This window comes from Acinetobacter sp. YH12072, from assembly GCF_013419565.1.
Lineage (GTDB): Bacteria > Pseudomonadota > Gammaproteobacteria > Pseudomonadales > Moraxellaceae > Acinetobacter.
This window is the reverse complement of sequence record NZ_VOZV01000019.1, coordinates 21,984-43,212: the sequence shown is the minus strand read 5'-3', so window position 1 is coordinate 43,212 and position 21,229 is coordinate 21,984. Positions and strand designations below refer to the sequence as shown.

General features: G+C 43.1%; 22 protein-coding genes. 11 read left to right on the top strand and 11 right to left on the bottom strand.

Going from position 1 to position 21,229, the window contains the following annotated elements; genetic code table 11:
* Positions 1-268 precede the first annotated feature (268 nt).
* From cydP to FTU19_RS09680, 5 genes are read left to right on the top strand one after another with little or no spacing between them, the layout of a single operon-like run.
* Positions 269-460, top strand: coding sequence for a cytochrome oxidase putative small subunit CydP (cydP, locus tag FTU19_RS09700; protein WP_004783737.1), 192 nt, complete (start codon positions 269-271; stop codon positions 458-460).
* Positions 460-2,046 (top strand): cytochrome ubiquinol oxidase subunit I, encoded by a 1,587-nt coding sequence (locus FTU19_RS09695; protein WP_125279135.1) that lies wholly within the window; start codon positions 460-462, stop codon positions 2,044-2,046. Before cydP ends, FTU19_RS09695 begins: the two co-directional genes overlap by 1 nt.
* Complete coding sequence (cydB, locus tag FTU19_RS09690) at positions 2,043-3,188, top strand: cytochrome d ubiquinol oxidase subunit II (RefSeq protein ID WP_159123152.1); 1,146 nt, start codon at positions 2,043-2,045, stop codon at positions 3,186-3,188. Before FTU19_RS09695 ends, cydB begins: the two co-directional genes overlap by 4 nt.
* 24 nt (positions 3,189-3,212) lie before the next feature.
* A complete protein-coding gene (cydX, locus tag FTU19_RS09685) occupies positions 3,213-3,314 on the top strand; it encodes a cytochrome bd-I oxidase subunit CydX (RefSeq protein WP_004783742.1) in 102 nt (33 codons plus the stop codon).
* A 3-nt stretch (positions 3,315-3,317) separates the two neighbouring features.
* Complete coding sequence (locus FTU19_RS09680; RefSeq protein WP_159123153.1) at positions 3,318-3,620, top strand: cyd operon YbgE family protein; 303 nt, start codon at positions 3,318-3,320, stop codon at positions 3,618-3,620.
* Positions 3,621-3,668: 48 nt separating this feature from the next.
* Here the strand turns inward: FTU19_RS09680 and FTU19_RS16320 are convergent, their stop codons facing one another.
* The 7 genes from FTU19_RS16320 to FTU19_RS09645 all read right to left on the bottom strand — a co-directional run bounded on the left by FTU19_RS16320 (position 3,669) and on the right by FTU19_RS09645 (position 10,348).
* Positions 3,669-4,028 (bottom strand): hypothetical protein, encoded by a 360-nt coding sequence (locus FTU19_RS16320; protein WP_257225445.1) that lies wholly within the window; start codon positions 4,026-4,028, stop codon positions 3,669-3,671.
* 137 nt (positions 4,029-4,165) lie between these two features.
* Complete coding sequence (gene rodA / locus FTU19_RS09670) at positions 4,166-5,305, bottom strand: rod shape-determining protein RodA (protein WP_125279132.1); 1,140 nt, start codon at positions 5,303-5,305, stop codon at positions 4,166-4,168.
* Positions 5,306-5,405: 100 nt separating this feature from the next.
* The gene (gene ispD / locus FTU19_RS09665; RefSeq protein ID WP_166134870.1) at positions 5,406-6,119 is read right to left on the bottom strand and encodes a 2-C-methyl-D-erythritol 4-phosphate cytidylyltransferase; all 714 of its coding nucleotides are present in this window, start codon (positions 6,117-6,119) and stop codon (positions 5,406-5,408) included.
* Positions 6,088-6,477: a septum formation initiator family protein gene (locus tag FTU19_RS09660; RefSeq protein WP_373684944.1), complete on the bottom strand. Its 390-nt coding sequence runs from the start codon at positions 6,475-6,477 to the stop codon at positions 6,088-6,090. The genes ispD and FTU19_RS09660 overlap by 32 nt, the downstream gene beginning before the upstream one ends.
* A gap of 7 nt (positions 6,478-6,484) precedes the next feature.
* Positions 6,485-7,774, bottom strand: a complete 1,290-nt coding sequence (gene eno, locus FTU19_RS09655) for a phosphopyruvate hydratase (protein ID WP_034171067.1) — start codon at positions 7,772-7,774, stop codon at positions 6,485-6,487.
* A gap of 44 nt (positions 7,775-7,818) precedes the next feature.
* On the bottom strand, positions 7,819-8,676 hold the full coding sequence (kdsA, locus tag FTU19_RS09650) for a 3-deoxy-8-phosphooctulonate synthase (RefSeq protein WP_004783756.1): 858 nt from the start codon (positions 8,674-8,676) through the stop codon (positions 7,819-7,821).
* Between the two features lie 31 nt (positions 8,677-8,707).
* The gene (locus FTU19_RS09645; protein ID WP_104426986.1) at positions 8,708-10,348 is read right to left on the bottom strand and encodes a CTP synthase; all 1,641 of its coding nucleotides are present in this window, start codon (positions 10,346-10,348) and stop codon (positions 8,708-8,710) included.
* 228 nt (positions 10,349-10,576) lie between these two features.
* Here FTU19_RS09645 and FTU19_RS09640 point away from each other — a divergent pair, with 228 nt between their 5' ends.
* On the top strand, positions 10,577-11,032 hold the full coding sequence (locus FTU19_RS09640) for a hypothetical protein (protein WP_373684945.1): 456 nt from the start codon (positions 10,577-10,579) through the stop codon (positions 11,030-11,032).
* A gap of 61 nt (positions 11,033-11,093) precedes the next feature.
* On the opposite strand, the gene FTU19_RS09635 is transcribed toward FTU19_RS09640, so the two are convergent.
* The 3 genes from FTU19_RS09635 to FTU19_RS09625 all read right to left on the bottom strand — a co-directional run bounded on the left by FTU19_RS09635 (position 11,094) and on the right by FTU19_RS09625 (position 14,887).
* On the bottom strand, positions 11,094-12,200 hold the full coding sequence (locus FTU19_RS09635) for a YheT family hydrolase (protein WP_166134882.1): 1,107 nt from the start codon (positions 12,198-12,200) through the stop codon (positions 11,094-11,096).
* 69 nt (positions 12,201-12,269) lie between these two features.
* A complete protein-coding gene (locus tag FTU19_RS09630; protein WP_180130935.1) occupies positions 12,270-12,680 on the bottom strand; it encodes a nuclear transport factor 2 family protein in 411 nt (136 codons plus the stop codon).
* 182 nt (positions 12,681-12,862) lie between these two features.
* Positions 12,863-14,887 carry an NADPH-dependent 2,4-dienoyl-CoA reductase gene (locus FTU19_RS09625; RefSeq protein ID WP_180130932.1) on the bottom strand — a complete coding sequence of 675 codons (2,025 nt, stop codon included), beginning with the start codon at positions 14,885-14,887 and terminating at the stop codon, positions 12,863-12,865.
* Between the two features lie 166 nt (positions 14,888-15,053).
* Here FTU19_RS09625 and FTU19_RS09620 point away from each other — a divergent pair, with 166 nt between their 5' ends.
* The 4 genes from FTU19_RS09620 (at position 15,054) to FTU19_RS09605 (ending at position 18,260) form a co-directional block, all read left to right on the top strand.
* Positions 15,054-15,602, top strand: coding sequence for a PadR family transcriptional regulator (locus tag FTU19_RS09620; RefSeq protein WP_166134890.1), 549 nt, complete (start codon positions 15,054-15,056; stop codon positions 15,600-15,602).
* A gap of 14 nt (positions 15,603-15,616) precedes the next feature.
* Positions 15,617-16,549: an alpha/beta fold hydrolase gene (locus FTU19_RS09615; RefSeq protein WP_180130929.1), complete on the top strand. Its 933-nt coding sequence runs from the start codon at positions 15,617-15,619 to the stop codon at positions 16,547-16,549.
* Positions 16,550-16,568: 19 nt separating this feature from the next.
* A complete protein-coding gene (locus tag FTU19_RS09610; protein WP_180130926.1) occupies positions 16,569-17,273 on the top strand; it encodes a Sir2 family NAD-dependent protein deacetylase in 705 nt (234 codons plus the stop codon).
* Positions 17,274-17,360: 87 nt separating this feature from the next.
* The gene (locus FTU19_RS09605) at positions 17,361-18,260 is read left to right on the top strand and encodes a LysR substrate-binding domain-containing protein (RefSeq protein WP_166134896.1); all 900 of its coding nucleotides are present in this window, start codon (positions 17,361-17,363) and stop codon (positions 18,258-18,260) included.
* Positions 18,261-18,555: 295 nt separating this feature from the next.
* Here the strand turns inward: FTU19_RS09605 and map are convergent, their stop codons facing one another.
* Complete coding sequence (gene map / locus FTU19_RS09600; protein WP_180130923.1) at positions 18,556-19,350, bottom strand: type I methionyl aminopeptidase; 795 nt, start codon at positions 19,348-19,350, stop codon at positions 18,556-18,558.
* A 352-nt stretch (positions 19,351-19,702) separates the two neighbouring features.
* On the opposite strand from map, the gene brnQ reads away from it, so the two are divergent.
* Positions 19,703-20,989, top strand: coding sequence for a branched-chain amino acid transport system II carrier protein (gene brnQ / locus FTU19_RS09595; protein WP_180130920.1), 1,287 nt, complete (start codon positions 19,703-19,705; stop codon positions 20,987-20,989).
* Positions 20,990-21,229 lie beyond the last annotated feature (240 nt).

The window sequence follows — 21,229 nt, the reverse complement described above, 5'->3', positions numbered from 1 at the left end:
AGAATAAAAACTGAATAAAAACCCCAGCAAAATAATCAGGATTAATATACTTGAAAAATAAATTCCAACCATTTTAATCAGATTAAAATAATCTATTGTTACAAAAAACAATCACAAATATTTAGAATAATTATCAAACTTTTAATTAAATATTATTAATATTTTCAATAACTTATAAATATATATTTATTTAAACTATTTGGTCTATTTATTTTTTAGTTACAATCGATTAATAATATATAACAAACCACATAATAGGCTTGTTCACATGAGCTTAGTTTCTAAAAATTTAAACCAAAAAACAGTAAGAGAGATTACTGCGATTTTAATTATCAAGATCATTCTACTTCTGGTAATTAAAAATATTTGGTTTGATGCGCCTACTATTCCAAAAGATTTTGACACTCAAGTCGCCGAGCGTATCGCCGGCAATCCTTCCCAAATCAAGGAGACACGTTGATGATTTCTGAAAGCGTGGTCGATCTTTCGCGGTTCCAGTTCGCTATGACCGCGATGTATCACTTTATTTTTGTTCCACTGACCTTAGGCCTGGCATTTCTGCTTGCCATTATGGAAACCACCTATGTGATTTCCGGCAAAGAAATTTACAAGGACATGACTAAGTTTTGGGGAAAACTGTTCGGGATTAACTTTGCCTTAGGGGTAACCACAGGCTTGACCATGGAGTTCCAGTTCGGAACCAACTGGGCATATTATTCGCATTATGTGGGTGATATTTTCGGTGCACCATTGGCTATTGAAGGTTTGATGGCCTTCTTCCTTGAATCTACTTTCATTGGTTTATTCTTCTTCGGTTGGGACCGTTTATCCAAAGTACAGCATCTGGGCGTGACCTGGTTAGTTGCACTGGGATCTAACATGTCTGCACTGTGGATTCTGGTTGCCAATGGCTGGATGCAAAACCCGGTTGGTTCAGCATTCAATTATGAAACCATGCGTATGGAAATGGTGGACTTTGCAGCACTGATCTTTAACCCGGTTGCACAGGTTAAATTCGTACATACTGTTTCTGCAGGTTATGTGACTGGTGCCATCTTCGTACTGGCGATTTCAAGTTACTATATGCTGAAAAAACGTGACTTGCCATTTGCACGCCGTTCATTTGCGATTGCTGCCATTTTCGGCTTAGCGTCAACTCTTTCTGTGATCCTGCTGGGCGATGAGTCTGGTTATGAAATTGGTGATGTACAGAAAACCAAACTGGCTGCGATTGAAGCAGAATGGGAAACTGAACCAGCACCTGCAGCATTTACTTTATTTGGCTTCCCAAATAAAGAAACCATGTCTACCGATTATGCTGTGAAAATTCCTTATGTTATGGGGATTATCGCTACACGTTCTGTAGATACGCCTGTTACCGGTATTAAAGACCTGCTGGTTGAACATGAAGGTCGTATCCGAAACGGTATGGTGGCTTATGAACAACTGGAAAAACTACGTGCTGGTGATCAGTCTCCTGAGCTGAAAGCTGCATTTGCAGAAACTCAAAAAGATTTGGGCTACGGTCTGCTTCTGAAAAAATATACTGCAAATGTTGTAGATGCTTCTGACGAGCAAATTAAGGCAGCAGCAAAAGATACTATTCCACATGTACCAAGCCTGTTCTGGGCATTTCGTGCCATGGTCGCTTCTGGCTTCCTGATGCTGGTTCTATTTGTTCTTGCAACTTTTGCGGTGGCTAAACGCAATGCAGAAAACAAACCTTGGTTATTAAAATTTGCATTATTTGCACTACCACTTCCATGGATTGCGGCACAAACTGGTTGGTTTGTTGCTGAAGTAGGTCGTCAACCTTGGACTATTGGTGAGGTTCTGCCTACACATTTATCGACTTCAAGCTTAAGCACAGGCGATGTATGGGGTTCAATCATTGCATTAGCAGCGTTCTACACTGTACTGCTGATCATTGAAATGTACTTAATGATTAAATTCTCACGCCTTGGCCCAAGTTCTCTACATACTGGTAAATACCACTTCGAGAAACTTGAAGCTGCAAAAAAGGCAAATGAGGAGGCTCAAGCATGATCGAATATGAATTACTCAAAATAATCTGGTGGGTACTGGTTGGCGTCTTGCTGATTGGTTTCGCCCTGACTGATGGCTTTGATATGGGCTCCATGGCGATCATGCCATTCGTGGGTCAGAATGATGAAGAACGTCGTGCGGCAATCAATACGATTGCCCCGCATTGGGATGGTAACCAGGTCTGGTTTATTACTGCGGGTGGTGCCCTGTTTGCTGCCTGGCCAATGGTTTATGCAACTGCCTTTTCTGGTATGTACTGGGCACTTCTGCTTGTTCTGTTTGCCTTATTCCTGCGTCCAGTAGGATTCGACTATCGCTCCAAACTGGAAAATACCAAATGGCGTAATGCCTGGGATTGGGGCCTGGCAGTTGGTGGTGCTGTGCCCGCACTGGTTTTCGGTGTCGCATTCGGCAATATGTTCCTGGGTGTTCCATTCACCCTAGATGAAACTGTACGTTCAACTTATAGCGGCAGCTTCTTTGCCCTGCTCAATCCATTTGCACTGGTATGTGGTGTTGTCAGCTTATCTATGCTGTGTGCACACGGTGGTGCATGGTTGATGCTACGTACAGATGGCGATTTACGTGAACGTTCTGCCAAAGCAACCAAAATCATGGGGATTGTTTATCTGGTAGCTTTCCTGGCTGCAGGCGCTTGGCTGTACTTTGGTGGTATTCAAGGCTACACCCTGGTTACACCTTTTGATACCAATGGTGTTGCCAACCCGCTTGCCAAAGAAGTGATGACCAATGCCAATCCAGGCTGGATGAACAACTATTCGACTTATCCAATCACAATGGCTGCTCCAATTGCCGGCATTTTGGGTGGCTTGATCATTGTACTGGCAGCAGGTAAAAATAAAGCAGGCCTGAGCTTCCTGGGTTCATCCCTGGCAGTGATCGGTGCAATTTTGACTGCCGGTTTTGCCCTGTTCCCATTCCTGATGCCTTCAAGCATTAATCCGGTTGCAAGCTTAACCATGTGGGATGCGGTCTCCAGCCAAAATACCTTAACTGTGATGACTGTGGCTGCATGCATCTTCGTTCCACTGATTCTGTGCTACACCACTTGGTGTTACTACAAGATGTGGGGCGTGATTACCAAAAAACATATTCAAGAGAATTCACACAGCCTGTACTAAGGCTGTGTCTTAGGAGATAAAATTATGTGGTATTTCGCATGGATTCTCGGCATTTTGATGGCCTGTTTCGCTGGTGTACTCAGTGCATTATATATTGAAAATCATCAAGACCTGGATGAGAAATAAGAGATGACAGACGCTGCAGTTGAACAAGTAAAGATAGAAAAAAAATCTAACCCTTTTGCAATGGTGATTTCTTGCCTATTGGCTTTTCCACTCGCAGCGGTGTTGCTGGTTCATCCTGCTGCAATGCTGGATGCCAACGGGGAATATAGCCACCGCGCCATGATGTTTATCATGATCGGCATTTCAGGTGGTTTTATTCACGGGGTTGGCTTTATCCCTCAGCACTGGTTCTGGAAATGGCTATTTAGTCCGTTTCTGGCTTGGCCGTTAATGCTATGGGGTTATTACACCTGGTTTCTTAATTAGGTATTAAACAGCCAAAAACAAAGCCCTCATTTGAGGGCTTTTTGTTCTTTATTTCTTTTGTGAAACACAGCCTGTTTCATAGGTGGTTCCCAAATCCTGAAGAGATTGAGCAAACTGATTATCCAGTGTACTCACAAACTGGAATTCATCCTGCGCTGTCACAAGATGCAGATTCTGTTCTGATAGATGCTTTAACTGCTTTAAACCGGTTGCATATTCACAGGCTTTAGCAATCATAAGTGCAGGATGCTCACGTCGGTCTACCGATGAGTTCAACACGGCAAGTTTTAGCTCTAACTCATCATATTTTTGTTTGGTTTGCGCCTTAAATTCAGCCTGACTCAGTGGTTTGGCCCAAGCTGAAACAGATAAGCCCAAAATTCCAATGGCTATAATTAATTTATGCATTTTCCCCTCAACAATAAAAATTACATACGATTTATCTAAGTTATTGAATATTTATAGCATAAAGCTACTTTTAATAAATACGAGCAATAAAAAAGCCAGAACTGGTCTGGCTTTGAAAACTTACTTCATTGAATTTTCTAACGATGGGTATGAATTGACATCACAATACCCATCCCTGCCAACATGGAAATTACGGCTGTACCACCATAACTCATCAATGGCAAAGGGTCACCCGTCACAGGTAAAATCCCACTGACCATGCCTGAGTTTAAAAATACAAAGAAGAAAAAAGTCAGTCCGATCGCACCGGCATACAAACGGCCAAAGTTATGAAAGCTATTCATGCCAATAATCAGACAGCGAATAATAATGGCCGTAAACAGGCTGAATAGCAGAAACACCCCGATAAAACCAAATTCTTCGGCATAAGTCGACATGATGAAGTCGGTATGATGTTCAGGTAAATAACCTAGATGAGACTGCGTACCTTGTGAGTAACCTTTTCCCATAATCCCGCCCGAACCGATGGCAATTTTGGACTGGATAATGTTCCAGCCTGCGCCCAAGGCATCCGATTCTGGATCGAATAAAGTCAGAATCCGTTTCTTTTGATATTCCTGCAACAAGAACATCCACAGTAGCGGCACTGCAACGGCCAAAGCAGCAAAGGCTCCAGCAATTAGACGCCATGACATGCCACTTAAGAACAGTACAAAGATTCCAGGAATCACCAGACCGATATTTAGATCGGGTTGTAATGCCACCAGTACAAAAGGTACGCCTAAAATCACCAAGGCGCCGACAATATCTAGAAATTTTGGCGGGAAAGGTTTACGGGCAAAGTACCAGGCCATCATCAGTGGCATGGCAAACTTCATCACCTCACTCGGCTGCATACTCCCCACACCCGGCAACGTAATCCAGCGGGTTGCCCCAAGACGCTTTTCACCAATCACAAAGACCAGCAGCAGCATAAAGATACCGAACATATAAAAATATGGACTGGCAGCCTGATAGACCTTGGGTGGTACTTGGGCACAGATAAACATTACCACAAAACCCACACCAAAACTGATCGCCTGGCGAATCACCATCCCCGAATCTTCAGAGGTGGCACTGTAAACCACCATCAGACCCAAGATCGCATTTAAAATCAGGAAACAAAGCAGCCATGGATCAAGGTGCAACTTGGTCCATCGGGAGGCATTCTGGGGATTAATACTACGACCATCGCGTGCGGACTGCCGCAAAAAACGATACTGCTGTGAAGGGATCATTGGCCCACGGGTAGAAAATTCATGATGGCAAAATTATAAGTTAAAGTGCTCCGGAATAAATCGCCATTGACTGATTTATTCCATTTTTATTGCAATATATTTAGCGCTGGACAGCCAGAATCAACTTCGCCAGTTCCAGATCATCTGGATAGGTAATTTTAATATTATCGGAACGCCCCTGTACTACTTGGACGGGTTCATCTATATGTTCCAGTGCACTGGCTTCATCGGTAATGGTAACACCATCTGCGAGTGCCTGCTGAATCGCACGCTTCAAAGTTCCAAGTTTCGCTATTTGTGGTGTTTGCGCCTGCCACAAAGTTGAACGATCTACTGTCATTTCAATACCATGATCCTTTACGACACGTTTTAAGGTATCCCGTACCGGAATGGCCAGAATCGCAGCCTGATCAGTTTGAATTGCTGTATTGACCAGATCAATCAGGGAGCTTTGACTCACACAAGGACGGGCTGCATCATGCACCAAAACCCAATCCTCTTCTGAAGCAATCTCAGATAAATATTCCAAGGCATTTAGTACAGAGTTGACGCGCTCTGCACCGCCCAAGCAAAAATGTGCTTTATCCAGATGAGAAAGTGGCAGAGTCTTGGCAACATCATCCTGTGCACCAATCGCAAGGACATAACCTGCTAATGGCAATTGATTCAGACGGGAAACCGTGTGTTCAAGAACGGTCCGTTCCTGAATCATCTGGTATTGTTTAAGTTCGGTTTTGGAAAATCGGCTACCGGAACCTGCAGCTGGTAAAATGACCCACAATCTATGGTGTTGTTGGAACATCAGCTGATTCATTGGTTCTCAGGTCTACTTTATTCGGATTAAGATAAATCGGTTTATATTGAGTACTAATAGTGCTCATTTGCACAAAGGTTTCATGCGGCTTGATCAAACCTAGATCGAGACGGGCATGCTCTTCGATGGCTTCAATACCATTCTTCAAATCATAAACTTCTGCGGCCAGAACGCGATTACGTTCTTTCAGTTCTTCATTCAATTCTATTTGTTGCTGAATTTTCTGGGTCAATGCCTGATGGTCATTATAACCACCCTCACCGAACCAGTATAAATATTGAAACCCTGCGATCAAAACGATCGCAAGGCCCAACAGTACTTTACTCATCAAGGAGTCGAATACATTTAACATTGACATAAATCGCTTAGTTCAAACCTTTGAACTCAGCTTTACCGCGATATGCAGCTTGAGTCAATTCTTCGATACGAAGTAATTGGTTATATTTCGCTACACGGTCAGAACGGCAAAGTGAACCAGTCTTGATTTGACCTGCTGCTGTACCTACTGCAAGATCTGCAATAGTAGAATCTTCAGTTTCGCCTGAACGGTGAGAGATTACAGTAGAGTAACCATTTGCTTTCGCAAGGTAGATTGCATCTAAAGTTTCAGTCAATGTACCGATCTGGTTGTACTTGATCAGGATTGAGTTACCTACTTTCTCGTTGATACCGCGTTGAAGAATCTTAGGATTCGTAACGAACAGGTCATCACCCACCAACTGGATTTTATCGCCAAGGATAGAAGTCAGGTAAGACCAGCCTTCCCAGTCAGATTCGTCCAGACCATCTTCAATCGAGATGATAGGGTATTGATTTACCAGACCTGCAAGGTAGTCAGCAAACTGGTTACTTGTGAACGATTTGTTGCCTTCACCAGCCAGGATATATTGACCATCTTTGTAGAATTCTGAAGATGCACAGTCAAGCGCAAGCATAATATCAGAACCAGCCTTGTAACCAGTTTGCTCGATTGCAGACAGGATCACAGTAATAGCTTCTTCGTTAGAACGAAGGTTTGGCGCAAAACCACCTTCATCACCAACTGCAGTGTTCAAACCTTGTTTCTTCAAAACTGATTTTAAAGAATGGAAGATTTCAGCACCCGCACGTAACGCTTCAGAAAATGAAGTGAAACCTACAGGCTCAATCATGAATTCCTGAATATCAACAGTGTTGTCTGCGTGAGCACCACCGTTCAGGATGTTCATCATTGGAACAGGCATAGTCAAAATCTTTTGACCACGGAGATCTGCGATGTATTGGTAAAGCGGCGTTTTCTTTTCTTCAGCAGCAGCACGCGCAGCAGCAAGAGATACTGCCAAAGTTGCGTTTGCACCTAATTTTTCTTTGTTTTCAGTACCGTCTAAAGCGATCATCGTATTGTCGATGTCTTTCTGTTCGAATACTGATTTACCCACTAACGCATCACGAATCAGAGTGTTTACGTTGTTAACCGCAGTTTTAACACCTTTACCTAGGTAACGTGCTTTATCGCCATCACGAAGTTCTAAAGCTTCACGAGAACCAGTTGAAGCACCAGATGGTGCACATGCACGGCCAACTACGCCAGATGCCAGGATAACGTCTGCTTCGATGGTTGGGTTACCACGAGAGTCCAAAATTTCACGTGCACGAATGTCAACGATTTGGCTCATGAACAATTCCTCAGTTGATTAATAACAGGATGCTTAAAACTGCATCAATGGGTATCTAATTTTTCAAATCCTTTCACTAGAGTATCCAGCTCTTTTAATTGAGCCAGGAATGGTTCTAGTTGAGATAAACGCAAGGCACAAGGACCATCACATTTTGCCACATCCGGATTTGGATGAGCTTCCAGGAACAAACCTGCAAGACCTGTTGCCATACCGGCACGCGCCAGTGTAGTAATCTGCGCACGACGACCACCGGCAGAGTCAGCACGACCGCCTGGAGTTTGTAATGCATGTGTTACATCAAAGAATACTGGCACGTTCATTTCTTTCATGATGTCGAAGCCCAGCATGTCTACAACCAGATTGTTGTAACCAAAAGCAGAACCACGCTCACAAAGAATCAGCTTGTCATTCCCTGCTTCCAGACACTTATGCAAAATGTGGCGCATTTCGTGCGGAGCAAGGAACTGGGCTTTCTTGATGTTGATAATGGCATCAGTTTTTGCCATCGCTTCAACCAGGTCAGTCTGACGACTTAAGAATGCAGGTAGCTGGATAATGTCAGCAACTTCTGCCACAGGAGCAGCCTGATACGGCTCATGTACATCAGTGATAATTGGCACATTAAAATGTTTTTTAATGTCGGCTAACCACTCGATTCCTTTTTCCAGGCCAGGCCCACGGAATGAGTTCAGGCTTGAACGGTTGGCTTTGTCAAAACTTGCTTTAAAGACATATGGAATATCTAAACGTTTGCAGATATCAACATAAGTCTCTGCAATTTCAAAAGCTAAGTCTTTCGACTCAAGTACGTTCATGCCGCCGAATAGTACAAATGGCAAGTGGTTTGCCATTTGTATATCGCCTAAACGTACAATTTCTTGTGGTTTTAATTGTGACATTTAAACTTCCTAGTTGTGTCTTAAACTCGCATTATTTAGTTTTTTGGTACTGTTTTTTCGCAGCATCAATAAAACCGGCAAATAATGGATGTCCATCACGTGGCGAGCTGGTAAATTCCGGGTGGAATTGTACTGCAATAAACCAAGGATGTGCAGGAATTTCAACAGTTTCTACCAGGTGTTGCACTGGAGAATAACCAGAAATCTTCATGCCTTTTTCTTCCAGCACTGGGATATAACGGTTGTTCATCTCGTAACGGTGACGGTGACGTTCGATAATTTCATCCGAACCATACACTTCAGCAGTCTTGGTACCCGGTACCAGTTCAGACTTCTGTGCACCTAGACGCATGGTACCGCCAAGATCAGAATCTACTGAACGCTGTTGAACTTCACCGCGCTCATCTAACCATTCAGTGATCAGACCAATCAATGGAGATTTGGTTGAACGGTTGAATTCTGTTGAAGTCGCATCAGTGATACCCGCCACATTACGTGCATATTCGATCACTGCAAGCTGCATACCTAAACAGATGCCCAGGAATGGAACACCGTTTTCACGTGCAAAACGAATTGCTTTCATTTTGCCTTCAGTACCACGTTCACCGAAACCACCTGGAACCAAGATTGCATCCGCATCTTTCAATACTTCATTGACATCTTGGCTTTCAAGCTCTTCAGCATTGACATAGTCGATCTGAACTTTCACGCGGTTTTGAATACCGGCATGTAAAAGTGCTTCGTTCACAGACTTATAGGCATCTGGAAGTTCAACATATTTACCAACCATTGCCACACGAACGGTGTATTCAGGGTTCAGTAAAGCTTCTACCACATTATCCCAGTCAGACAGGTCTGCTTCTGGAAGATTGTCATAGCCGAAACGTTCACAGATGAGATCATCAACGTTCTGTTCATAGAAAGTACGTGGAATCTGGTAGATCGTACGTGCATCTTTACACACGACCACTGCACGCGCTTCTACGTTAGTGAACAAGGCAATTTTACGCGTCGTATCTGCATCAACATCATGTTCAGTACGGCAGATCAAAATGTCTGGTTGAATACCAATAGACAGAAGTTCTTTTACTGAGTGTTGAGTTGGTTTAGTTTTTAATTCTGCTGCAGACTTAATGTATGGGAGTAACGTTAAGTGCATCAGCATCGTACGTTTATGACCAAGTTCAACCATTAACTGACGTACAGATTCCATGAATGGGAGAGATTCAATGTCACCTACAGTACCGCCGATCTCAACGATCGCAACGTCATAACCTTCGCCAGCGCGAAGTACACGTTCTTTGATGTTGTCAGTAATGTGTGGAATAACTTGTACAGTACCACCCAGGTAGTCACCACGGCGTTCTTTATTCAGAACATCCTGGTAAACACGGCCTGATGTAAAGTTATTCAGTTTGGTCATTTTCGCACGACGCAAGAAACGTTCGTAGTAACCCAAGTCTAAGTCTGTTTCAGCACCGTCTTCTGTAACAAAAACTTCACCGTGCTGGAATGGGCTCATAGTCCCTGGATCGACATTAATGTATGGATCCATTTTTACCATGGTCACTTTTAAACCACGGGCTTCTAAAAGTGCAGCAACAGAAGCAGCTGAAATACCTTTACCTAGTGATGAAACAACACCACCAGTCACGAAAATAAAATGGGTCATTGGGTTTCTCGTACAATCGAGCCTAAATCGGCCTGCAATGTTGCGCAATTTTACTTTACCTTGTACCAATAAAGCAAAGTCAATCCGCATCAAATCAAAGAACAATAAACAATTGACTATTCTAACAGCAATTCCTGAAAAAAATTACAGTAAGTTCATATGATTTATATATTGCATTTTGCTGCTATAATAGGAACATTCACACCCTACACTATTCTGTTTGATGCAATGATGATGAAGAAACTTTTAATCTGTACCCTGATCCTGACTGGCCTTACACTGACTGGTTGTGTAAAAAAAGAAGCTCCAAAAGAAGAAGAACAAACCGAAGTTACTCCAGCATCTGAAGTGGTTGCTCCGGAACCTGTACAACTTGAGCCTGTTGAACCATTAGAATCAACACCAGTTGAACCGGTTGAAGAAGCACCAGCAGCACCGACTGTTGAAATCCAGCGCGAACAAACTGCGAATACTACGACTGAAATTCGCCGTGAAGTTAAAAAACCGGAACCTGCTCAATCAGAGCCTGCGCCTGCAGCTGAAACAAATTCAAGCACTGAGCAGCCTGCAAAACCTGCAGCAACACCAGCCGCTCCTAAAAACAACTCATCTTCTGCAAACAAGTCTGAAGATGATGCAGTTGCAGATGCAATTGCTGCTGCTATGCCAGCACTTGAAAACTAATATAATCCTTCATCAAAAAAACCCAGCTTATGCTGGGTTTTTTATGGTTTAAAAATCTCTTTCAAGCTGCCGTTGGAGTATCGGAAAGTTGCAGTAAATAATCTGCCATCAGACGAGTGGCCCATGATTCTGTCTGCATTAAGCCCTGATAAAAGCCACAATGGCTACCTTTTTTAGTGGTGACGACCACAATATTTGGCATGGCTCGAATGACATCCTTATACGGTTCCAGATTCTGGATATGACAGACCGGGTCATCTTCCGAATTCAAAATCATCAATGGAATTTTGACATTTTCAAAGACATAAATTGGATTGGTGGCCTTAGTATAACTTTCATAATCTGAAAAGCCTGCCAGCTCATAGTAGCGCTGTTCAAATTCAGACAAGTCTTTCACCTCAAGCAATTGCTTCCATGAAGGATAAATCTGCCAGGTTTCCTGATAAGGATGGATAAAACGTTTGATCAGTTTTTTAGCCATGACTTTGCTATAAAACGGATGTACATAGGCAAAACCGGTTTCAGTGTTATAGCCTGGGCATAAAGCAAAGGCTGCTTTGAGTGGGGTCTGCTCGCCCTCTTCACCCAAGTAGCGAACCAACAGTCCTGTCCCCGCAGAGGAACCCACACCATAGAGATCGGATTGAGGAAACTTGTCCTGAATATAGAGCAACTGTTCACGCAGATCTTGGGTTGAACCAAACAAGTTCATTTTTGGCACAGGCATTGGCAGGTCAGCATGACCACGGCGCAAACACAGAGCAACACGCCAGCCTGTATATTTATGTAGGTCACGCACCAGCTCCCGCATGGATTCCGGAGAGCCGGTAATGGTATGCAATAGCACAATGGTAGGTGTACTTGGCGGTAAATCTAAACCATACCAGGCAATGCCAGTAATGCCGCCATCGGACATATTCAGCTGCTCAAGCACATCATATTGCAGCTTAATCGTGCGTTTTTTTATCAAGTCCAGATATAGAATGTGCGCATGCGCATTCGATAACCACGGTGTTGGACGATATTTCTGTTTTAAAAGTGGTAAACGTTCAATCACACCAGAAAATAAACCATTCGGATTATAATAAAGTGTTGGAAGATCGGCTCCGCTAAAGCGGTCCAGATATTCACTTGAAAGTTGACTCATTTTTTTAAGCCACATTTTCATCTGTATTCCCCTCTAGTTTTCTATCAGTGATGTACAAACTTCATGCCGACTTGAATCAATTTTAGGAAATTAAGTATTAGCCTGATAAGCCTGAATCCGCTGGCCCATTTCTATAGCTAAGGCTTCAAGTCCAGATTTTGGTCGTATCATTACTTCAAAATCAATGATCTGACCTTCATCATTGAACTGAATCATGTCGATTCCCTTAAGTTTCTTATCGCCGACATTGGCGGAGAACTCAAGTACAACATTGTTACCATCTTCACTAAGAAATTCGCGGTGATAACTGAAGTTTTCAAAGACCTGAACCACATTGGTCAAGATAAAAAATACAACCTGTTTCCCGGGATAAGGCTGAAAAGCCACGGGTGAGCGGAATACGACATCGTCCGCGAGGAGTTCATTCAATATGGACATGTCACGTGTTTCCAACATTTCATGCCAACGCATAATTGCAGTTTGGGTTGTTTGTAGTGTCATTATTATTTCCTTTTTGTTGTAAAGTCCCTCTTTGCAAATAGGGGGATTTAGGGGGATTCTGGTGTTTCAGAATAGAATCCTCTCCCTAACCCTCTCCTTTAACAAAGGAGAGGGAACAATCAACTTTCTTTCATGACAATTTCGCATGAAAGCAAAAACTGTCATCTTTTAAGTTTTATCAATCAAATCACCGCAGCCAATTCAGCACCCTGACGGATTGCACGTTTAGCATCCAGCTCACCTGCTTCTTTCGCACCACCAATGAGATGCACGTTTTTACCGGCAGCTTTCAGTTCATCAAACATGGCAGTATAAGATTCCTGACCAGCACAGATAATGACATTATCTACGTCTAACACTGCAGGTTGATCATTTACCATCACATGCAGACCTTGATCATCAATTTTTTCATAGCTTGCACCGGCAATCATTTTGACATTACGATGCTTTAAGCCAGCACGGTGAATCCAGCCTGTGGTTTTACCCAGACTTGAACCGACAGAAGCTGCTTTACGCTGCAATAAATAAATTTCACGTTCAGGCTGTTCTACATTGGCGGTCTTGAGTCCACCGACATTTTCATAGTTAGTATCGATTCCCCATTCATCATAGAATTTTTCCGGATTGACGCTACCACTTTCGGTCCCATGACTGAGCATCTCAGCCGTATCAAAGCCAATACCCCCTGCACCAATAATCGCTACACGCTGGCCGACTGGTTTACGCTCTCTTAGTACCTCCAGATAAGACAACACTTTAGGATGATCAATTCCAGGAATATCGAGCTGACGCGGTGTCACCCCAGTGGCAACCACAATGTCATCAAATTCGGCTGAAATCAGCTGATCAAAGGTCGCGGTGCAATTTAATTTCAATTGAATACGTGGTTGCAACTCAATCTGACGTTTGAAATAACGTAAGGTTTCATAAAACTCTTCCTTACCTGGAATGGTCTTCGCAATATTAAATTGCCCACCAATCTGCGCTGAAGCTTCGAATACAGTGACATGATGACCACGACCTGCTGCATAGATGGCAAAGCTTAAACCCGCTGGTCCTGCACCAATCACTGCAATATTTTTCGCTACATTGGTTTCTTTAAAGATCAGTTCAGTTTCATAACACGCGCGTGGATTCACCAGACAGGTAGCAATTTTCATCGAGAAAATATGATCCAGACAGGCCTGATTACAACCGATACAGGTATTAATTTCATCACTACGGCCCTGTTCTGCTTTTAAGACAAACTCAGAGTCTGCCAGCATTGGACGTGCCATTGACACCATATCGGCATCGCCTGTAGCCAGGACATATTCTGCCATTTCCGGCGTATTAATACGGTTAGAGGTAATAAGAGGAATACTCACCTGACCTTTTAGCTTGCGCGTAACCCAAGTAAAGGCCGCACGTGGCACTTTGGTAGCAATGGTCGGAATACGCGCTTCATGCCAGCCAATACCGGTATTAATAATCGTCGCGCCCGCTTTCTCAATGGCTTTGGCCAGTTGGATTACTTCTTCTAGAGTTGAACCGCCTTCAACCAGATCCAGCATGGAAAGACGATAGATAATAATAAAATTCTCACCGACCATTTCACGGGTACGGCGTACAATTTCAATCGGGAAACGGATACGGTTTTCATAACTACCACCCCATTCATCATCACGATGATTGGTACGCGCTGCGATGAACTCATTGATCAGGTAACCTTCTGAACCCATGATTTCGACACCGTCATAACCGGCGTATTGAGCCAGTCTGGCACAGTTGGCAAAGTCATCAATGGTTTGCTGCACTTCAGCAGAGCTTAAGGCATGCGGTTTGACTGGATTAATCGGTGCCTGAATTGGAGACGGCGCGACATTTTCCGCCTGATAAGAGTAACGGCCGGTATGCAGGATCTGCATGGCAATTTTCCCGCCAGCCTCATGCACGGCTTGAGTAATGATTTTATGCTTTTCAGCTTCTTCAATCGTGTCGAGCTTGGAACCGCCCTGAAAAGTGACGCCATAATCATTCGGTGAAATACCACCCGTGACGATTAAAGCCACACCGCCCTTGGCACGTTCTGCATAAAAGGCAGCCATCCGATTATAACCACCCGGTGCTTCTTCTAGACCCACATGCATAGAGCCCATCAAGACACGGTTTTTAAGCGTGGTAAAACCCAGATCCAGTGGGGCAAGTAAATTCGGATATTTAGACATTTCAACTCCCTAGCGTGCAGATGTGCTGGCTATTTTTATTCAGGCTGACTGATTTATTTCCATCAAGCATCAGCCTTATGCAACTTGTTGCACTAATTTATAGTGCAGAATTGATTTTTATGCAACATGTTGCATAATAATCCCGAGTCACTTTTTTGAGACGTTTATGTCTTTATCACATGTTTTACTCACCAGCCTGATTGAGAAACCGAGTACCGGCATTGAGCTAGCACGCCGTTTTGACCGCTCCATGGGTTTCTTCTGGAATGCCACCCATCAGCAGATCTATCGTGAATTGAATGCCATGCTGCAAAAAGGCTGGATTTCGACCATAGAAGAGGAAGATTCTCATAGCCGTAAAAAAACCTATCAGGTAGAACGACTCGGCCGGGAAGAACTGGCTAACTGGATGCTGGAGCATAGTTCTCCTGCACAGCTTCGTGAAGAATTGATGGTTCGTCTGCGTGCAGAAGCCCAGCTTGGCGGCAACAGCACCTTACCTGAACTGGAACGACATCTAGAAATACATAAAGAAAAGCTTAAAACCTATCAGCATATTTTCGCCAAAGACTTTGCTCAAGCTGACGAAAATGACCGAACCCTGTATATTCATAAAATGATTCTGCAACTGGGTATTGATCAGGAACTGGGCTGGATTGCCTGGCTGGAACAGGTTATTCCCAGACTTAAACAATTCGATGTAGAAAAATTATAAATACGGAGATATGCATGCCCTTCTATACCATGGCAGATGGCGAACAGTTATTTGTACGTGAATACGGTCAGGGTCAACCTGTACTGGTCCTATCCGGTCTGGGCATGTTGAGCTGGCAATGGGCAGCTTTTCTCTATCCACATCAGAAAAATTTCCGCTTTATCATTCCTGAATGGCGCGGTTTTGGGGCGTCTAGTCACTGCAAAATCCCGCAAGACCTGGATGCGATTTCCAGTCACTGGCTTGATGTTCAGTCGGTGATCCAGCAGCTCAATTTAGATCAATTCATTGTAATTGCTTACTCTATGGGCGCAACCACTACCATGCATGGCTTGTGCTATGGAGATTTTTCCAAACACATAGCAGCTTATTTGCATATTGATCAAACACCGAAGATTCCGGTGGATGATGCCTGGGCATTTGGACTTTTTGGTCCACGCCATCAGGAATTTATTGAAATTTTGCAGCAGCTTTCATCACTACTTGCAGAACATCAGCATATTGAATTCATTCGGGATCTGGATACTGCAGTACGTCAGCAGATTGCAGCATTATGGCTGCGCTTTATCCAGCTACAAAATGATCGTCCAGCCAGTTTGAAAGTATTTAAGTTCATCATGAATCAACCTCGTCTGCAAAGCCTGCTCCTGCCTTCTAGCCGGGTGGATTATATGACGTGGTACATCAATAATTATTTATATCATCAGGAAGATTATCGTGAAGCTCTGACGAAGCTTACTTGTCCAGTAACTTTCTTTAGCGGTGTGCAGTCAAAACTTTATCCTGTGGAAGGTCAGCGCCTAATTGCTCAAAGCCTGCCTCAGGCTAAACAGGTATTTTTCACGAAATCTGGCCATACCCCCTTACTGACCGAACCACTCAAATTTGCCAGGGAGCTCGGTATCTTTCTGAAAGAAAATTCTCAATACAGTTCTTCAGCGGCCTAAAGATTCAGGAGAAGAAATCATGAAAAAACTGGTGGTGTTTTCAGGTGCTGGCATGAGTGCGGAAAGTGGGATCAACACCTTCCGTGATAGTGATGGGCTTTGGGAACAGTATCGTATAGAAGAAGTGGCGACACCCGAAGCTTGGGCTAAAAATCCGGAACTGGTGCAACGCTTTTATAATGCCCGACGTAAAAACATTCTGGAAGCGCAGTCAAATGCAGCTCATCAACTCATTGCCGAACTTGAAGATGATTTTGATGTCCATGTGATTACTCAAAATATTGATGATCTGCATGAACGTGCTGGAAGCTCCAAGGTTATTCACCTGCATGGCAATATCCGCCTAGCCAAAACCTCAGGCCCGAATTGTCAGTACACCACCGAGTTTTATCCGATTGAAGGGACTGAATTAGATTTAACTAAACACTTCTGTAAGGAGGGCTATCCACTACGTCCACATGTAGTCTGGTTTGGCGAAGCCGTACCTGCTTATGAAGAAGCACAAGATTGTGTACAGGATGCTGACATTTTCGTGGTTATTGGAACTAGTCTGCAAGTATATCCTGTTGCTGGCTTAATCCATGAGATTACAGCTCACTGCACAGCTTATTATATTGATCCCAAAGCAGATCAACAACATTTACCCGCCCAGTTTCACAAGATTTCCCAGACAGCCACAGAAGGCATGAAGACCTTGCTTAAATTACTTGAGTCCGAGATCTAGTCATCATTCAAAATTCGTATTCTATAGTTGACAGTATGCAACAATCATTTTTTAATCAGCCTATTGTTGCAGGAATGGAATTAAACGATGCTGACTGATCTGGATGATTTTTACTGTTTTGCGCAGGTCGTTGAACATGGCGGCTTTAGTGCAGCCGAACGTGCCACCGATATTCCCAAATCCAAGCTCAGCCGCCGTGTTTATAATCTGGAAGAACGCCTTGGTGTCCGCCTGATTCAGCGTAGTTCTCGCCATTTTGCAGTCACTGATATTGGCATGAATATCTATCGACATGCACAAGTGATGCTCAGTGCAGCACAGGCCGCCCATGATCTGGTGGATCATCTCAGTACTGAACCGCGTGGTACCATTAAAATCAGCCTGCCCGTCTCCATTGCCCAGAATGAAATGGCAAAAATCCTGCCGGATTTCCTGAAAAAATATCCTGAAATTAAAGTCCAGATGATGATCACCAATCGACGTGTGGACATTATTAATGAAGGTTTTGATCTGGCCTTACGGGTACGGACCAGCCTGGATGATGATCCGAATCTGGTAATTCGTCAGTTTGAAAAAATTGAACAGCATCTGTTTGCCAGTCAGGGCTATTTAAATGAATTTGGCGATCTTAAAACACCTGAACAGCTCTCTGAACATAAAATTTTAAGCATGGCTGAGGAACATACTGAACAGTTCCTGATATTGCAGAATGAGCAGCAGCAACAGAAGAAAATCCGGATCAACCCGACCGTAATGGGATCAGACCTGAATATGCTGGCACAACTGGCAGCTTCAGGCTGTGGTATTACCTTATTGCCCGATAATGTCGTGCAGCAATATATAGAACGGGGCGAACTGGTTCGGGTACTTTCAGACTGGAAAACGGCACATGGAATTTTCCATCTGGTTTATCCTTCCCGTCGTGGTCTGTTACCAGCTGTAAGAGTATTTATTGATTATCTGGTTGAGCATCTGCATCTTGTATAAATAGACATATTTCCGGCAAAAAAAAATAGCTCATTCTTGGGGAAAAATGAGCTAATAAAAACGATTCACTACAGCATGAAGTGAACGAAAGGAAACTACTACCGCCAAGCCAAATCTAATACACAGCAATCAGACATCTAACAAAGCAAATATCAACTAACTATAAATAGATTAAGAGAATTTGGCTGGTTAAACCACTTCTTCATGTAGTATTTTGTAGGCTTTTGTCATTAATAACACGTATGCTGTAATTTATGTAAGCTACTGTATTTCAATGCATAACATGAAAAATAATTTAAATTTCCGGATATTCGCCAGTGCCTTCTGGCCACGGCGATAATAGTTCAAAACCTGTTTCAGTCACGACTACCATGTGTTCCCATTGAGCCGACCAGGATTTATCTGCAGTCACGACTGTCCAGCCGTCCTTCAACTCTTTAACACGCGCTTTACCCATGTTGACCATAGGTTCAATGGTAAAGACCATACCGGGTACCAGTTTGATGCCCTGACCTGGTTGTCCGTAATGCAGAATGTTTGGCTGTTCGTGATAAATTTTACCAATCCCATGGCCACAGTATTCACGCACAATGGTATAGCCTTCACGCTGTGCAACAGACTGGATTGCATAACCAATATCGCCTAAAGTTGCACCCGGTTTAACGGCATGAATCCCGGCAACCATAGCTTCATAAGTGGTTTCGACCAGACGTTTGGCTTCAGGAGATGGTGTACCGACATAATACATTCGGCTGGTATCGCCAAAATAACTATCTTTAATAATCGCAACGTCAATATTAATAATATCGCCGTCTTGCAAGACAGTATTCGGAGATGGAATACCATGACAAACCACTTCATTCGGTGAAATACAGGTGGTTTTGGTATAACCATAATAGCCAATATTAGCTGGCGTCACTTTTAGTGTATTGACGATAAAATCATGACAGATGTCATCCAGATATTCAGTTGTGACACCCGGCTTGACATGCTCCCCGATCATTTCCAAAACCTGTGCAGCCAAACGCCCAGATATACGTAATTTTTCGATATCTTGTTCGGTTTTCAGAGTAATCGCTGGAGCTCGCATGGATCTATCCTCAAGGTGAATCGGGAAATTATAGTCCTTTTTCAGCCAAGATGCGCATTTGTTCGCTCTGCATGACAATTCTTAAAACTTGCTCTAGAGAATCTCAATGCTGCTTATTTATACAAACAATAAGCTTAAAATGATGAAATGGAGCCTAAATGATTTATTTATTTAAAAATAAATTATAATTTTTTCAACTGAATATCAAAGATATATTTCTACCAAGCTTTTAAAGTTCATATTATCCGATCATCAAGATCAGTAAAATCAAGGCTTTCGGCATTAAATTAAACTCCAAAAATCATCATATATACACTAAAATCGCTTTCTTTTATTTATTTGTTCTCCCTCTATGACAAGTCTCCGTACAAGAGATATTGTGGCCTTAGGTTTTATGACCTTTGCACTGTTCATTGGTGCGGGCAACATTATCTTTCCACCGATTGTGGCTCAACAAGCCGGTGAGCATGTATGGTTAGCTGCCCTAGGTTTCCTGATTACGGCAGTTGGCCTACCTGTCATCACCATCGTGGCATTGTCACGTGTTGAAGGTTCCATCCAGATCTTAAGTTCTCCATTAGGTAAAGCTGCCAGTCTTTTACTGACTGTTGTGTGTTATCTGACGGTTGGACCTTTATTCGCGACACCACGTACCGCAACCGTTTCTTATGAAATCGGCTTCTCTTCATACTTTGGCAATGCACCTAGCAACCTGCTGATCTATAGTGTGATCTATTTTGCTGTAGTGACTCTGGTTTCTCTTTATCCAAATAAGATTCTGGATACGGTTGGTTACTTCCTGTCTCCGGTAAAAATTATCGCATTGATCATTTTAGGCGGTGCTGCAGTGTTGATTCCTGCCGGCAAACCACCTGCTGCAGTGGGCAACTATGTTACAAGTCCGGTCACTGAAGGCATCGTTAATGGTTATCTGACCATGGATACCTTAGGCGCATTGGTCTTTGGTATTGTGATCGTGCGTGCGATTACTTCTCGTGGCGTAACGGATCGCAAGCTGATTACCAAATATGCAGTCAATGCAGCGATTATTTCTGGTATCGGTTTGACGCTGGTGTATCTCAGCCTGTTTAAACTAGGCCTAGGTAGTCACGATGTTGCCCCTAATGCTGCGAATGGTGCGATTATTCTGCATGCCTATGTACAACATGCTTTTGGTGATATGGGTGCTTATTTCCTTGCTACCATGATCTTTGTTGCCTGCATGGTGACTGCGATTGGTTTGACCTGCGCATGTGCTGAATATTTCTCGTCTATTACCAAACTGCCTTATAAAGCCTTTGTCTTTGTACTGGTCGGCTTCTCGCTGGTGATTTCAAATCTTGGTTTGACCAAACTAATTGCCGTTTCTGTGCCTGTATTGAGCGCGATTTATCCGCCTGCGATTGCAGTGATCCTGCTAAGCTTCTGCGGTCATTTCTTTCAAAAGCCTGCTCAAGTTGTTGCACCGACCACACTGGTTGCATTTATTTTCGGTGTTTTTGATGGGCTTAAAGTTGCTGGTCTTGAATTACCTGAATTGCTACAGAACTTACCGCTTTCTGAACAAAATATGGCATGGCTGATTCCATCTCTTATTGTTCTTGTCATTGCCGCTGTGATTGACCGCATCAGAAATTAATCTTTCTAAGAGGTCATAAAAATCGTATTTTTACCCAAAATCCGGTTTTAGCGTGATCAATATCTGTCAGGTTTTACCCAAACCGGCATTTATTGTTTACACCCTAACCTTCTCATCATAGCCAAATTGTATTTTAGAAAGCTTTATAAACTTTTAATCAATTATTTTAATTAGCTTCTTTCTTACTTCCGTTTTCATTCTTTAGCAGAAGATCAATACAACTCTCTATTTTACTGTTTT